Source organism: Mycobacterium sp. SMC-18 (genome assembly GCF_045310895.1).
GTDB lineage: Bacteria > Actinomycetota > Actinomycetes > Mycobacteriales > Mycobacteriaceae > Mycobacterium.
In genome coordinates this window covers 95259-110261 of sequence record NZ_JBJIAL010000014.1, presented here as the reverse complement: position 1 = coordinate 110261, position 15003 = coordinate 95259, and the positions used below count along the sequence as shown (strand labels likewise).

Sequence of the window (15003 nt, the reverse complement as noted above, 5' to 3'; positions counted from 1 at the left end):
TCGGGGCGGGCCGTGGCGGCAAGACGCTGCCTATGATGCAGACCACATTTCGGGCCCCGGGAGGATTCCGAACATCGTGCGCCAGGTGGTCCGGAAGTTTCGATGTTCTTCGAAACAAGCCCGGCCAGACCTGGTGCCCGCCGAAATTTCTTCGGTATTTACCGGATCGGCCGACGCATCTCGTCGTAACCGCTGACGTATTCCATGTGCTGGACGCCGATGTAGTGATCGAACATGATGCTGGTCGTCGTGGCCGCGACGGGCCCGGAACTGAGCTTGGTCGCGACGAAGTCGCGCAGCTGACTGGTCGACGTGCACGCCACATGGATCAGGAAGTCGTCCGGCCCGCCCATGTGAAACACGTTGAGCACCTGGGGAAACCGGATCACCCGACTGGCGTAGCTCTTCACCTGATCGCGCGCCGACGCGGGCAGCCGCACGAAAACGATTGCCTGCACCGGGAATCCGAGCGCCTCGTAGTCCACGAACGCGTTGATCGACCGGATGACACCGAGCTGCTCGAGCCGCTTGATCCGCGCATGGCAGGTCGACGGCGCGATTCCCGCCTTGCGGGCCAACTCATTGTTGGTGCGCCGGCCGTTGGTGGTCAGCTCCCAGAGCAACAACTCGTCGATCTCGTCGGTCTTGACCTCTCCGACCCGGCCGTCCTCATACCGCTGCATCTGAACCTCCTCGTGCCACAGCCTGAAGCCGCGGCGTCCGCGCCCGAGTTCGGGCAGCACATCCTTCGGCGCATCTCGGACAATACGGGCCGCAGCCGAAAAAAGAGTCTTGTTCGCCTGAGTTTCCGAACGAAATTCGGTGGCACCCGTCCAGCCTCGAAAGATCTCCCACCATAGCGTGAGGCCGACCACAGCCGGAACTGCGATCAGCGCCATACCCGTTGCGCCACATCGCCTTTGGCACGCCCCGGTCGGCACCACCCACTGCAAGGGAGCAGCAGATGATTCCACCAACGGGAACGCCCGACCGGGCGGCAGCACTGGAGCAACTCGCCGACCGGGCGAAGTTCATCCGGCTCGAGACCGTGCGACTGTCCCGGATCGCCGGCGCCGGCCACTACACGTCGTCCTTCTCGGCCGCCGAGCTGTTCGCGGCCCTGTACTACTCGGTCCTGAAATACCGCCCGGCAGAACCGAAATGGGCCGACCGTGACCGGTTCGTCCTGAGCAAGGGCCACGCCGCGATCGGCCTGTACCCGGTGCTGGCCGAAGTCGGCTTCTTCCCGCCGTCGGCGCTCGACGACTACACACGCCTGGGCAGCCCGTTCGGCGATCACCCCGACATGAAGAAGATCCCGGGCATCGATTTCAGTTCGGGCTCGCTCGGCCACGGCCTGTCCATCTCCGTCGGCATGGCCTTCGCCGGACGGGTCGGCAACCGCCCGTACCGCACCTTCTGCATGTTGGGCGACGGCGAGTTGCACGAGGGCCAGATCTGGGAGGCCGCCAACGCCGCCGGGCACTACCGCCTCGGCAAGCTGGTCGCGATCGTCGACCGTAACCAGTTGTGCATCGACGGCTTCACCGATGACGTGATGAGCGTCGAGCCCATCGAAGACCGCTTCGCCGCCTTCGGCTGGCAGACCCACCGCGTCGACGGGCATGACCCCGCGGCGCTGCTGGATCTGTTCGGCACCCTGCCCGACAAGCCCGACGGCCCACCACAGCTCATCGTCGCCGACACAGTCAAGGGCCGCGGCGTGCAGCTCATGGAATACAACCCCGATTGGCACGTCGGCAACCTCGTCGGCGCCGACTACGACGACGTGATCGCGGAACTGCAGGCCGGCCTGCGTCCGCTGGAGGCAGCGAAATGACCGAAACCCAGGACCAGGCAGAGATTTTCGGCGGCGGCGCCACCGAACTGCGCGACAAGCGCTCGTTCGACGGCAGCGACGTCAGTTCGATTCCCGCGTTCGTGTTCGGTGAGGAACTGGCCGACCTGGCCGACCACGATCCGCGCGTCGTCGTGCTGACGGCCGATCTGGCCAGCGCCAACCGGGCCACCGATTTCTCCGCACGCCACCCCGACCGGTTCTTCAACATGGGCATCGCCGAGAAGGGCATGATCACGTCCGCGGCCGGCATGGCGTCGTGCGGCTACGTGCCGTTCGCCGCGACGTTCGCGTCGTTCTCGGCACTGCTGTGCGCCGAGCAGATCCGCACCGACTGCGCGTACCCGCGGATGCCCGTGCGGATCGTCGGACACCACTCCGGCATGTCGATGGGGTTCTACGGCACCAGCCACCACGCGCTGGAAGACCTTGGCGTACTGCGCACTTTCGCCGAACTGACCGTCGTCTGCGCGACCGACGCCAACCACCTGCGCGCGATCCTGCGGGCGTCCGTCGACCACCCGGGCGCGATGTACATCCGGCTGGGCCGCGGCCGCGACCCCGAGGTCTATCAGACGGTGCCCGAGCTCACCTTCGGCAAGGCCATCCGGCTGTGCGACGGCCACAACCTGACCATCATCGCCACCGGCAGCGAGGTCCACCCGGCCCTGGAGGCCGCGGCGATCCTGGCGGACGAAGGCATCAGGACCCGCGTCGTCGACATGCACACCGTCGCGCCGCTCGACATCGACGAGGTACTCGCCGCCGCGCACGAGACCGGCGCCATCCTCACCGTCGAGGAACACAACGTCACCAATGGCCTGGGGTCGGCGGTCGCCGAAGCGCTGTTCCTGAACGGCGCGCCCACCGTGCCGTTCGCCAAACACGGTGTGCCCGACGAGTACATCCCCGTCGGTCCCCCGGCGGCGCTGTATGCCAAGTACCGGCTGGACGCACCCGGTGTCGCGGCGGTGGCCCGGGAGCTGTTGCGATGATCGACCACAACGACACGGCCCTGACCAAACGAGCCCGGCTCGTCGTCCCCGGCGGCATGTACGGACACATGAATGTGCGGTCGTTCTCGGCCACGCTGCCGCAGTACATGGCCACCGGCGAGGGCTGCCGCATCACCGACACCGACGGCAACACGTACCTGGATTTCATGTGCGGCTGGGGCCCCGTGGTGCTCGGCCATCGCAATCCAGCTGTACAACAAGCGGTTTCGGAGCAGATCGCCAAGGGCGACTGCCTCAACGGCGCGGCTCCGGTGATGGTGGAACTGGCCGAACTGCTCGTCGACACCGTGGCCCACGCCGACTGGGCGATGCTGGCCAAGAACGGCACCGACGCCACCACCGCGTGTGTGACGATCGCGCGCGCGGCCACCGGGCGGCGCAAGGTGCTCATCGCTCACGGGGCGTATCACGGTGCGGTGCCGTGGTGCACCCCCGTGACGGCAGGGGTGACGCGTGAGGACCGGGCGCATCTCGACTACTTCGAGTACAACGACCTCGATTCCCTTCGCGCCGCTGTCGACCGCGCCGGCGGCGATCTGGCCGCCGTCATCGTCTGCCCGTTCCGGCACGACGTGTACCGCGATCAGGAACTGGCCGATCCGTTGTTCGCCAAGGGGTTACGCGAACTGTGCGACCGCACCGGCGCGGCGCTGGTCCTCGACGACGTCCGCTGCGGCTTCCGGCTGGACCTCGCCGGTAGCTGGGAGCCGCTGGGCGTGCGTCCCGATCTGTCGGCGTGGTCCAAGGCCATCGCCAACGGCTACGCGCTGGCGGCAGTGACGGGCACCGAAGCGATGAGAGAAGCGGCTGGCAGCATCTACGCCACGGGGTCGTTCTGGTACTCCGCGGTGTCGATGGCGGCCGCGCTGGCGACCATCCGGGAACTGCGCGACACCGACGCGATGCAGCGCATGTCCGACTCCGGTCAGCGCCTGCGCGAAGGGCTGGCGGCCCAGGCCCGCGCGCACGGCTTCGAGGTCGTGCAGACGGGGCCGGTGCAGATGCCACTGCTGCGGTTCGCCGGTGACGACGACTTCAGCCAGACCCGGCTGTGGTGCGACGAGGCCGGTGCCCGCGGCGTCTACCTGCACCCGTACCACAACTGGTTCCTCAGCGCGGCCCACACGGCGACGGACATCCACGACGCGCTCGACCGCACCGACGACGCCTTCGCGGCATTGGCCCGCCGATGAAGATCACCGGTGCAGTCCTCGAGGAGGCCGGGCGGGCCCGGCCGTACGCACAGTCGCGGCCGATCACGGTCGGCGAGCTGGAGCTGGCGGATCCCGGCCCGACCGAGCTGCTGGTCCGGATCGAGGCGGCCGGCGTATGCCACTCGGACCTGAGCGTCGTCGACGGCAACCGGCCCCGCCCGCTGCCGATGCTGCTGGGGCACGAGGCAGCCGGTGTCGTCGTCGCCACCGGTGACGCCGTCGGCGACATCCGCCCCGGGCAGCGCGTCGTGATGTCGTTCCTGCCCCGCTGCGGCGAGTGCCCCGACTGCGCCGAAGGCGGCCGCCTGCCGTGCCCGACCGGATCCGCGGCGAACTCCGCCGGCACGCTGCTGGCCGGCCGGCGCCTGAGTGCGGCCGGCCGGCCCGTGCACCACCACCTCGGCGTCTCCGGTTTCGCCACCCACGCCGTCGTCGACCGGGCCTCCGTCGTGCCCGTCGGATCCGATGTCCCGCCCGACGTCGCCGCGATGCTCGGCTGCGCCGTGCTGACCGGCGGTGGTGCGGTACTCAACGTCGCCAGGCCCGCGCCGACCGACAGCCTGATGGTGGTCGGCCTCGGCGGCGTCGGCATGGCGGCCGTCATCACCGCGCGGGCGCTGCAGGTCGCGCGGGTCATCGCGGTCGACACCGCCGCGGACAAGCTCGGCCAGGCAGCCGCGCTGGGCGCGACCGAGACCTATACCGCAGGTCAGGCCGCTGAACTCGGCATCAAGGCCCGGCACGTCATCGAGTGTGCCGGGCATCCCCGCGCCTTCGAGACGGCCTTCGGCGCGACGCTGCCGGGCGGCAACACCATCACGGTGGGCCTGCCGGCCGCGGCCGCACTGGCCGCCATCTCACCGCTGACGGTCACCGCCGAGGCCAGGATGGTCGTCGGCAGCTATCTGGGCTCGTCGGTCCCGGCCCGCGACATCCCCAGGTACGCGCAACTGTGGCGCGACGGGAAGCTGCCGGTGGAGAAGCTCATTTCCGCGCGGATTCGGCTCGATCAGATCAACGAGGCGATGGATCGGCTGGCCGACGGGCAGGCCATTCGTCAGGTCATCCTGTTCGACCAGGGCTGACGATTCGGCCCTCAGACCCCCGTAAGGGTGGCCTGCCAGCATGAGACCGCCGGGCACGGTAAGCTAACGGCAGGACAATAAACACACTCAGATCGGAGCCGCCTGCACATCGGGCCGCTCCGTTATTGCGCGAGGGGGTCCCCCATGGGCCGCGGCCGAGCAAAGGCAAAGCAGACCAAGGTTGCTCGAGACCTTAAGTACAGCTCACCGCAGACCGATTTCGGTCGGCTGCAACGAGAGCTCTCGAACGACCCCGTTGGTTACCGCACCAGTGCCTTCGATGACGACCTGGGCGACGACGACTCGGACGACGAGCCCGCCGGTCGCTGGGCCGTTCCCGAAGACGACTGGCGTCACTAGACCCCACGAGCGGCCCTGAGTCCCAAGGCCGCCGGCCCAGCCCCCGCGCACGACCTGAAGGTCAGAAGCGCGGGTGCTGGCCCACCAACTCGGCGCGAACGCTGCTCTTGCCACCCTTGTTGACGGTGCCCAGGGTCCAGCAATCCAGGTGCCGGGCAGTCAGAATCGCCAGTGCGCGGTCGGTGTCCTCCGGCGCGACGACGGCGACCATGCCGACACCCATGTTGAACGTCTTCTCCATTTCGGCACGCTCCACGCGGCCGCGCTGGGCGATCATCTGGAACACCGGCGCCGGCGTCCAGGTGCCGCGGTCCATCTCGGCGGTCAGGCCGTGCGGGATGACGCGTTCCAGGTTCCCGGCCAGTCCACCACCGGTGACGTGGCAGAAGGTGCGCACCTGGGTCTCGGCGGCCAGTGCCAGGCAGTCCTTGGCGTAGATGCGGGTCGGCTCCAGCAGCTCTTCACCGAGCGTGCGGCCGAACTCCTCGACGTGGCCCGACAGGCTCATGCGGTCGATCTCGAGCAGCACCTTGCGGGCCAGCGAGTAGCCGTTGGAGTGCAGGCCGGTGGCGGCCATGGCGATGATCACGTCTCCGGGGCGGACGTTCTCGGGGCCCAGCAGGTCGTCGGCCTCGACGACGCCGACGCCGGTCGCGGAGATGTCGTAGTGGTCGGGCTCCATCAGACCCGGGTGCTCGGCGGTCTCACCGCCCAGCAGCGCACAGCCGGCCTGGACACAGCCGTCGGCGATGCCCGAGACGATCTCGGCCACCCGCTCGGGCACGGTCCGGCCCACGGCGATGTAGTCCTGCAGGAACAGCGGCTCGGCGCCACACACCACGAGGTCGTCGACGACCATCGCGACGAGGTCGATGCCGACGGTGTCGTGCTTGTCCATGGCCTGTGCCACGGCGAGTTTGGTGCCCACACCATCGGTCGACGAGGCCAACAGCGGCTCGCGGTATCCGGCTTTCAGGCCGAACAGACCGGCAAAACCTCCGAGACCACCCCGCACCTCAGGGCGGGTGGCCTTCTTCGCGTGGGGCTTGAACAATTCGACGGCGCGATCGCCTGCCTCGATGTCAACCCCCGCCGAAGCGTAGGAGGCGCCAATCGATTCAGCTCGCTCATCCTGGCTAGTCATCGGCCCCAAGGCTACCGGTCGCACCCTCGCGGATGCACGTCGCGCCCAGTCAGGGCGTCCGGTCAGGGGCGACGCAGGGCCGAGGCGTTGTCGTTGTCGGCGGTCAGCGGCAGGCCGGTGCGGGCCGCGGTCGCCAGCATGTGCTCGACGACGTTCTTGCCGAGGGCGGCTTCACCCGGCAGTTCGATCGGGTAGTTGCCGTCGAAGCAGGCCGCGCACAGCCGGGAGGCGGGCTGTTCGGTGGCGGCGATCATGCCCTGCCTGCTGATGTAGCCGAGGGAGTCGGCACCGATCGCATGCCGGACCGCCTCGAGCATCTCGTCCTCGCTGGCCTCGGTGCTCTTGGCGTTGGCGATCAGCTCGGCGGGGGTGGCGAAGTCGATGCCGTAGAAGCACGGCCATTTCACCGGCGGCGACGCGATGCGCACGTGCACCTCGACGGCGCCGGCCTCGCGCAGCATGCGGACCAGGGCGCGCTGCGTGTTGCCGCGGACGATCGAGTCGTCGACGACGATCAGCCGCTTGCCGCGGATGACTTCCTTCAGCGGGTTCAGCTTGAGCCGGATGCCGAGCTGACGGATGGTCTGGGACGGCTGGATGAAGGTGCGCCCGACGTAGGCGTTCTTCATCAGGCCCTGCCCGAACGGGATACCCGAGCCCTGCGCGTAGCCGACGGCCGCGGGCACGCCCGATTCGGGCACCCCGATGACCAGGTCGGCGTCGACGGGCTTCTCCTCCGCCAGCCGGCGGCCGATCTCGACGCGCGCGGCGTGCACCGAGCGGCCGGCGATGGTGCTGTCCGGGCGGGCCAGGTAGACGTACTCGAAGACGCAGCTCTTCGGCTCGGGGTTGGCGAACCGGGTGGAGCGCACGCCGTCGGCGTCGATGGCCAGCAGCTCACCGGGTTCGATGTCCCGGACGAACGAGGCGCCGACGATGTCCAGCGCGGCGGTCTCGGAGGCGACGACCCAGCCGCGGTCCAGCCGGCCGAGGGACAGCGGACGCACGCCGTGCGGGTCGCGGGCGGCGTACAGGGTGTTCTCGTCCATGAAGGTCAGGCAGAACGCGCCGCGGACCTGCGGCAGCAGTTCCAGCGCGGACTGTTCCAGGCTCGAGTCGGCGGCGCCGTGCGCCAGCAGCGCGCCCAGGATGTCGGAGTCGGTGGTGGCGGCGACATGGCCACGCGCGTTGATCAGGCCGTCTTCGCGGGCCCGGGCCGCCAGTTCCGCGGTGTTGACCAGGTTGCCGTTGTGGCCGAGCGCGACGCCCGTGCCGGCGGCGGTGTTGCGGAACACCGGCTGCGCGTTTTCCCACGTGGTGGAGCCCGTGGTGGAGTAACGGCAGTGCCCGACGGCGACGTGGCCGTGCATGGCGGCCAGGGTCTGCTCATCGAACACCTGGCTGACCAGACCGAGGTCCTTGAACACCAGAATCTGAGATCCGTCGGCGACGGCGATGCCTGCCGCTTCCTGCCCTCGGTGCTGCAGCGCATAGAGGCCGTAGTACGTGAGCTTTGCCACGTCCTCGCCAGGGGCCCAGACCCCGAATACGCCGCATTCCTCGCGTGGCTCGTTCTCGGTCTGTTCGGTCACGATAGGGCTGCTCCCGGGGAGGCGGTTGGTGACAGAGACGAGTCTACGGTCCAGATGGGCGCGAAATGGAATCGAATCGCGCGGCCGGCACTGCCTCGGGCGCTGCGGGACACCTGCCCGGCTCAGCTCGCGCCCGGCCGCGCGCCGCCCCAGAGCACTCGGGATGGCCACCGGCCCACCGCAATCCAGCTGTTTAACTGGTTTTCATGGGGAGGCAACATTCAGAACAGCCCGTCACGGACGCGACCCAATCCGGCGTCGACACCACGCCGCCACCCTGGTCCACAGTGACGAAGATCGCATTCAGATTCTGTTTTCTGTACTTCGGCCTGTTCTGTCTGTTGTTCGCTCAGATCACGTTCGCTTTCTTCGGGATCGTCAGTGAATGGCTGCCGAAGCTGGCGGTGATGTGACAGATGACGGTGCTGGGCCCGGCGGTGAGATGGGTCGGCTGTGAGGTCTTCGGTGTCGAGGCGGTGCTGCACCCGGACTCCGGCAGCGGCGACCAGGCCGCGATCTGGGTGCTGGTGTTCTGCCTGCTGGCCGTCGCGGCCGTCGGCACCGCGGTGTGGACGGTCGTGGACCGGCGGCGGCCCGACTACGCGCGGCTGTCGGCGTGGTTCCTGACGTTCCTGCGGTTGTGCGTCGCCGGACAGATGCTGTTCTACGGCTTCGCGAAGCTCGTGCCGACCCAGATGCCGGAACCGCCGCTGACCGCGCTGCTGCGGTCCTACGGCGACTTCAGCCCGGCCTCGGTGTTGTGGCTGCAGGTGGGCAGCTCCCATCCGTACGAGATGGCACTCGGCGCCGTCGAGGTGCTCGCCGGGTTGCTCATGTTCCTGCCGCGCACCGCGACGCTGGGGACACTGTTGGGCCTGGCCAGCATGGCCCAGGTGTTCCTGCTGAACATGACCTTCGACGTGCCGGTCAAGATCCTGTCCGGTCACCTGCTGCTGATGAGCCTGGTGCTGCTCGTCCCCCAGCTCGGCCGCCTGACGAACCTGTTCCTCCTGCAACGCCCGGCGGAGCCGGTCACCCAACCCGAGCTGTTCAGCTCCGCGCGGGCCAATCGGCGAGCGGCCGTCGCGCAGGCCGCGCTGGGTCTCTGGATCGTCGTCGGTTGTGCCTGGGGCAGCTGGCAGGCGTGGCACACGTACGGGGGCGGCAGCCCCAAGCCCGAGCTGTACGGAATCTGGGCGGTCCGCGAGTTCCGCGTCGACGGCAAGGCACTGCCACCCCTGACCACCGACGAGACCCGTTGGCAGCGCCTGGTTTTCGAGAAGCCTGGCGCACTGACGTACCAGCGGATGAACGGCGAGCTGGTGGACGCAACCGCCACCGTCACGTCCGACACCATCACGGCGACCGAACCCGGCGACACGCCGCTGGCCGATTTGAAGGTGACCCGTCCGTCCGCCCGACAACTGCAGCTGACCGGCACGCTGCGCGGCCGCCCCGCGCAGATCACCCTCGATCAGGTCGACCCGAACCAATTCACCCTGCGCAACAGGGGTTTTCACTGGGTTCAGGAGTACCCGTTCTTCAGGTGAGTCAGGTGAGCGCCACCAGCGGCAGCCAGTCGGCGATCTCCGCTGCCCGCGATCCGGACATCTGCAGTCCCGTGGCGTCGGCCACCGACAGGAGTCCGGTGGCCAACAGCAGCCAGGTGCGCGGGTCGGTCTCCACCACGTTGGGCGGATTGCCGCGGGTGTGACTGAGCCCCGAAATACACTGCACCGCAACGAAAGGCGGCACCCGTACCTCGACGCTGGCGCCGGGGGCGACAGCCGCGAGGGTCCGCGCGGTCAGCCGGACGGCGTCCGAGATCGCGGCCCTCTCAGGCTGCGGACTTTGCTCATCCCGCAGCCAGTCGACTACCAGCAACACCGCCGCCCGCGTCTGCGCCGGGTCGGGCGCCTTACGCGTCACCATCTCAGGGATTTGTGCACGATTTTCCGCGGTGGGCGCGGATTTTCGTGCACAAATCACTCATGGGAGAACAGGGCGGGCAGCACGCTCTCGGAGGTGGTCCTCAGCTCGTCCAGCGTGACGCTGAACTGGCCCTGAACCTCCACCGAGTCGCTGCCCGGATCCACGACACCGATGCGGACGGCCGGCAGCTCACGGGCCTCGCACATCGCCATGAAGCGGCTCTCCTCGGTGCGCGGCACCGCGACAAGGACACGGCCCGACGACTCGGAGAACAGCTGCACGAACGGGTCAGCATCCTCGGGAAGCAGGACGCGACAACCGGTTTCGCCGGCCAAGGCCGCCTCGACGACGGCCTGGATGAGCCCGCCCTCGGACAGGTCGTGGGCGGCCGAGATCAGTCCGTCGCGCGAACCGGCGGTCAGCACCTCGGACAGCAGCTGCTCGCGCTTGAGGTCGACCCGCGGCGGCACGCCACCGAGATGGTCGGCCGTGACCTGGGCCCACACCGAACCGTCGAACTCGTCGTAGGTGTCGCCCAGCAGGATCAGGGTCTCCCCCGGCTCCAGTCCGATACCGGTCGGGATGCGGCGGTGCACATCGTCGATGACGCCGAGCACACCCACCACCGGGGTCGGCAGGATCGCGGTCGAACCGGTCTGGTTGTAGAAGCTGACGTTGCCGCCGGTGACCGGAATACCAAGGGCCGCACAGCCATCCGCGAGACCACGGACAGCCTGCGAAAACTGCCACATGACGCCCGGGTCCTCCGGCGAGCCGAAGTTGAGGCAGTTGGTGACGGCGACCGGCGTCGCGCCGGTGACGGCGACGTTGCGGAAGGCCTCGGCCAGCGCCAGCTGCGCGCCGGTGTAGGGGTCCAGCTGGGTGTAACGACCCGACGCGTCGGTCGACACCGCGATGCCGCGGCCGGTGGCCTCGTCGATGCGCAGGACGCCGCCGTCGGCGTGCTCGGCCAGGACGGTGTTACCGCGGACGTAGCGGTCGTACTGCTCGGTGATGAAGGCGCGGCTGCACAGGTGCGGGCTGCCGAGCAGCTGCAGCAGGGTGGCGCGCAGCTCGTCGCCGGTCTTCGGCCGGGGCAGCGTGGCGGAGGTGTCGGCGATCAGCGCGTCCTGGGTGTCGGGGCGCTGGACGGGCCGGTTGTACACCGGGCCCTCGTGCGCGACGGTGCGCGGCGGCACGTCGACGACGGTCTCGCCGTGCCAGCTGATCTTCAGCCGGTCACCGTCGGTGACCTCACCGATGACGGTGGCCAGCACGTCCCACTTGCGGCAGACGGCCATGAACGCATCGACGTTCTCCGGCGTCACGACGGCACACATGCGCTCCTGCGACTCGCTGGAGAGCACCTCGGCCGGGGTCATGCCCGTCGCGCGCAGCGGCACCTTGTCCAGGTCGATGTGCATGCCGCCGTCGCCGGCCGATGCCAGTTCCGAAGTGGCACAGGACAATCCGGCGCCACCGAGGTCCTGGATGCCGACCACGAGGTGCGCCGCGTACAGCTCGAGGCAGCACTCGATGAGCACCTTCTCGGTGAACGGGTCGCCGACCTGAACGCTCGGCAGCTTCTTGCGGCCGGCACCGGACTCGTCGCCCGAGAAGGTGTCCGAGGCCAGCACGGAGACGCCGCCGATGCCGTCCAGACCCGTGCGGGCACCGAACAGGATGATCTTGTTGCCGGTACCGGACGCGAAGGCCAGGTGCAGGTCCTCGACGCGCAGCGCGCCGACGCAGAGGGCGTTCACCAGCGGGTTGCCGGCGTAGGACGGGTCGAAGATGGTCTCGCCGCCGATGTTCGGCAGGCCCAGCGAGTTGCCGTAGCCACCGACACCGCGGACGACGCCGTCGAGCACGCGGCGGGTGTCGGGGGCGTCGGCCGCGCCGAAGCGCAGCTGGTCCATGACCGCGACCGGGCGGGCGCCCATGGCCATGATGTCGCGGACGATGCCGCCGACGCCGGTGGCCGCACCCTGGTAGGGCTCGACGTATGACGGGTGGTTGTGCGATTCGACCTTGAAGGTGACGGCCCAGCCGTCACCGATGTCGACGACGCCGGCGTTCTCGCCGATACCGGCCAGCATGCCGGCGCGCATCTCGTCGGTGGTGGTCTCACCGAAGTAGCGCAGGTGCACCTTCGAGGACTTGTAGGAGCAGTGCTCGCTCCACATCACCGAGTACATGGCCAGTTCGGCATCGGTGGGCCGGCGGCCGAGGATCTCGCGGATGCGCTGGTACTCGTCATCCTTGAGGCCGAGCTCGCGATACGGCTGGGGCTGATCGGGCGTGGTAGTCGCGTTATTGACGGTATCGACCGAGGACGTCACGCAGAGAGTCTACCGTTGCCGACCTGGCCCGCCCGCCACGGCGAGCGCCGGCTACTCGTCGCCGCTGACCAGCACCTTGAGCAGCGCCGGCCGCCGCAGGATGAGTGCGCCCCAGATCAGCAGGCCGAAGGCCACCGCGAAGACCACCGGGAACCACGCCTCATGGTGCATGTCGATGGTCACGGCGCCGCCGAGGTACGCCGTCAGCCCGACCGCGCCCAGCACTGCGGTGCGCGGGACAACCCACGCGATGATGCAGGCCAGCAGCACCCATCCGATGACGTACGTCTGATACGGCGGGAATCCGAGTTCCTCGGTCGCGGTGCGCGCGAACTCCATGCCGAGAATCTTCGGGATGGCATTCGGCCAGCAGGAACAACAGGAGGAAGGCGCTCAGCGCCAGGCCGACCTTCTGCGGTGTGCTGCGGCCGGCGATCGCGGCCCGTGATTTCGATACGTCCTTGGCGTCGGCCATGGCGGACTCCGTTCTCGATCGGTGGTTCAACACTATGTCGACCATCGCGAGCACGCTGATTCATCGCGGCGGGGCTCATAGCCCGCTGCTAGGTGGCACCCACGCCGGCCTTATCCCGCGGATTTAGCGTGGCCAGATGAGACTCCACCTGGGCGTCAACCGGGGCGCTCTCGCGATGTTCGCCGTGATCGCGGTCCTGGTGTGTATCTGCGCCGGCGCGATCGTCGTGGCGTCCAAGGCGTGGCATGCCGCTTCGGAGCCACTGGTTTCCACCGGCGTCGAGCTGGTCGAGCAGGCCGGCCCTTAGCTCGTCAGGCCGCGCCCGCGATGCAGAACGCGTTGCCCTCCGGGTCGGCCAGCACCACCCAGCGGGCCACCTCGCCGAACGCGTGGCGCTCGGTTTCCGTCGCGCCGGCGGCCTTGAGCCGTTCGATCTCGGGCTCGATGTCACCTTCGAGGTGGAAGTCCAGGTGCAGCCGGTTCTTGCCGGGCGTCGGGTCGTCGACCTGCTGGAAACCCAGGTTCGGGCCTTCGGCGAAGTTGACGACGAAGAACTCCCCCGGCATCAGGGTGTGCACCGTGCCGCCGAACTGCGCGGCCCACCAGTCGGCGAGCGCCTGCGCATCGGTGCAGTCGAATGTGACCATCTCCACTTTGAGTGCCATGGCCCCGACTGTAGGTCAGGCCGGTGACAGGAACGCCTGCAGCGCAGCGGCATAGGCCCCGACGTCGTGCGCGCCCATCACCTCGCGCGCCGAGTGCATGGCCAACTGTGCGGCGCCGACGTCGACGGTCGGGATGCCGGTGCGCGCCGCGGTCATCGGTCCGATCGTGGATCCGCACGGCAGGTCGGCACGGTGCTCATACCGCTGCAGCGGTACCCCGGCCTGGGCGCAGGCCAGTGCGAACGCCGCGGCGGTCCGGCCGTCGGTGGCGTACCGCAGGTTGGGCTGCACCTTGAGCACCGGTCCGGCGTTGACCTCGATGAGGTGTCCGGGCTCGTGCCGCTCGGGGTAGTTCGGGTGAGTGGCGTGCGCCATGTCGCCCGAGGCCACCATCGACCCGGCCAGCCGGCGCAACAGGTCCTCGCGCGTTCCACCGCCCGCCAGCACGATGCGCTCGAGCACCGTCGGCAGCAGGTCGGACTGCGCGCCGTGGTCGGACGTCGACCCGACCTCTTCGTGATCGAACAGCGCGAGCACCGGAACGTAGTCGGCTGCCGGAGCGGCCAGGAACGCCTCCAGCCCGGCGTAGCAGGTGCCCTGGTTGTCGAGCCGGGGCGCGCTGACGAGCTCGCCCGTGACGCCGATCAGCCGGGATGGCGTCAGGTCGTGGGTCATCAGGTCGGCGGCCAGGACGTCGGCGCCGTCCACCCCGGCGCGCTCGGCGACGAACGCCACGAAGTCGCGGGTTCCGGTCCCGACACCCCACACCGCGTTGACGTGCCGCTGCGGGTCGAGGCTGACCCCCTTGCGGTCGTCGGACAGGTGGATGGCCAGCTGCGGCACCCGCAGGATCGGGTCGTCGATCCGGACCAGGACGTCCTCGACGGTGTTGCCGCGCCGCACCGAGAGCCGCCCGCTGATGCCGAGGTCGCGGTCCAGCCAGGAGTTCAGCCAGGCGCCGCCGTAGGGCTCCAGCGCCACCACCTGCCAGCCGCTGACAAACCGGTCCGGGTGTTGCTTGACCCGCAGGTTGGGGCTGTCGGTGTGGCCGCCGACGATGCGGAACGGATTCGGCGCGTCCGTCGCTCGCCACGCCACCAGCGAGCCGGCCCGCACCGTGAAGTAGTTACCCGGAGAGCATGGCCAAGCGTCAGTCTCGTGCAGCTCGGTGAAGCCGGCGGCGGTCAGGCGCGCGGCCACCGTCGCGCACACGTGGAACGGTGACGGCGACGCGTCGATGAACTCGCACAGGCCCGCGGCAGAAGCTCCGGTCATGGCCAGAAAATCTACGCCGTTCGGTTGATGCGCCGGCGGCCCACG

General features: G+C 69.0%; 13 protein-coding genes and 2 pseudogenes. 7 read left to right on the top strand and 8 right to left on the bottom strand.

From position 1 onward, the window contains the following. Window positions 1-158 precede the first annotated feature (158 nt). Complete coding sequence (locus tag ACJH6J_RS14970) at window positions 159-899, bottom strand: Lrp/AsnC family transcriptional regulator (protein ID WP_406775814.1); 741 nt, start codon at window positions 897-899, stop codon at window positions 159-161. 65 nt (window positions 900-964) lie between these two features. On the opposite strand from ACJH6J_RS14970, the gene ACJH6J_RS14965 reads away from it, so the two are divergent. The 5 genes from ACJH6J_RS14965 to ACJH6J_RS14945 all read left to right on the top strand — a co-directional run bounded on the left by ACJH6J_RS14965 (window position 965) and on the right by ACJH6J_RS14945 (window position 5533). Further along, window positions 965-1840: a transketolase gene (locus ACJH6J_RS14965; RefSeq protein ID WP_406775815.1), complete on the top strand. Its 876-nt coding sequence runs from the start codon at window positions 965-967 to the stop codon at window positions 1838-1840. Then, entirely contained in the window at window positions 1837-2853 is a 1017-nt protein-coding gene (locus tag ACJH6J_RS14960) for a transketolase family protein (protein WP_406775816.1), read from the top strand. The genes ACJH6J_RS14965 and ACJH6J_RS14960 overlap by 4 nt, the downstream gene beginning before the upstream one ends. Continuing rightward, entirely contained in the window at window positions 2850-4067 is a 1218-nt protein-coding gene (locus ACJH6J_RS14955; RefSeq protein ID WP_212813457.1) for an aminotransferase class III-fold pyridoxal phosphate-dependent enzyme, read from the top strand. Before ACJH6J_RS14960 ends, ACJH6J_RS14955 begins: the two co-directional genes overlap by 4 nt. Further along, a complete protein-coding gene (locus ACJH6J_RS14950; RefSeq protein ID WP_212813459.1) occupies window positions 4064-5173 on the top strand; it encodes an alcohol dehydrogenase catalytic domain-containing protein in 1110 nt (369 codons plus the stop codon). Before ACJH6J_RS14955 ends, ACJH6J_RS14950 begins: the two co-directional genes overlap by 4 nt. A 144-nt stretch (window positions 5174-5317) precedes the next feature. Beyond that, window positions 5318-5533, top strand: coding sequence for a DUF3073 domain-containing protein (locus ACJH6J_RS14945; RefSeq protein ID WP_318987077.1), 216 nt, complete (start codon window positions 5318-5320; stop codon window positions 5531-5533). A gap of 61 nt (window positions 5534-5594) precedes the next feature. Here the strand turns inward: ACJH6J_RS14945 and purM are convergent, their stop codons facing one another. Together purM and purF are read right to left on the bottom strand one after the other, a co-directional pair. Beyond that, entirely contained in the window at window positions 5595-6677 is a 1083-nt protein-coding gene (purM, locus tag ACJH6J_RS14940) for a phosphoribosylformylglycinamidine cyclo-ligase (RefSeq protein ID WP_406775817.1), read from the bottom strand. A 62-nt stretch (window positions 6678-6739) separates the two neighbouring features. Beyond that, on the bottom strand, window positions 6740-8272 hold the full coding sequence (gene purF, locus ACJH6J_RS14935; RefSeq protein ID WP_073696672.1) for an amidophosphoribosyltransferase: 1533 nt from the start codon (window positions 8270-8272) through the stop codon (window positions 6740-6742). A gap of 284 nt (window positions 8273-8556) precedes the next feature. Here purF and ACJH6J_RS14930 point away from each other — a divergent pair. Next, window positions 8557-9819, top strand: a pseudogene (locus tag ACJH6J_RS14930) (DoxX family protein). 1 nt (window position 9820) lies between these two features. On the opposite strand, the gene ACJH6J_RS14925 reads toward ACJH6J_RS14930, so the two are convergent. The 3 genes and pseudogenes from ACJH6J_RS14925 to ACJH6J_RS14915 form a co-directional block, all read right to left on the bottom strand. Then, window positions 9821-10201, bottom strand: coding sequence for a sterol carrier family protein (locus ACJH6J_RS14925; RefSeq protein WP_406804144.1), 381 nt, complete (start codon window positions 10199-10201; stop codon window positions 9821-9823). 53 nt (window positions 10202-10254) lie between these two features. After that, window positions 10255-12543 (bottom strand): phosphoribosylformylglycinamidine synthase subunit PurL, encoded by a 2289-nt coding sequence (gene purL / locus ACJH6J_RS14920; protein WP_073696659.1) that lies wholly within the window; start codon window positions 12541-12543, stop codon window positions 10255-10257. A 51-nt stretch (window positions 12544-12594) separates the two neighbouring features. Continuing rightward, a pseudogene (locus ACJH6J_RS14915) lies at window positions 12595-13018 on the bottom strand (DoxX family protein). Window positions 13019-13154: 136 nt separating this feature from the next. On the opposite strand from ACJH6J_RS14915, the gene ACJH6J_RS14910 reads away from it, so the two are divergent. Next, on the top strand, window positions 13155-13325 hold the full coding sequence (locus ACJH6J_RS14910) for a hypothetical protein (RefSeq protein WP_406804143.1): 171 nt from the start codon (window positions 13155-13157) through the stop codon (window positions 13323-13325). Window positions 13326-13329: 4 nt separating this feature from the next. On the opposite strand, the gene ACJH6J_RS14905 is transcribed toward ACJH6J_RS14910, so the two are convergent. Together ACJH6J_RS14905 and ACJH6J_RS14900 are read right to left on the bottom strand one after the other, a co-directional pair. Continuing rightward, the gene (locus ACJH6J_RS14905; RefSeq protein ID WP_073696660.1) at window positions 13330-13683 is read right to left on the bottom strand and encodes a VOC family protein; all 354 of its coding nucleotides are present in this window, start codon (window positions 13681-13683) and stop codon (window positions 13330-13332) included. A gap of 15 nt (window positions 13684-13698) precedes the next feature. Continuing rightward, a complete protein-coding gene (locus ACJH6J_RS14900) occupies window positions 13699-14958 on the bottom strand; it encodes a M18 family aminopeptidase (protein WP_073696661.1) in 1260 nt (419 codons plus the stop codon). Window positions 14959-15003: the final 45 nt, after the last annotated feature.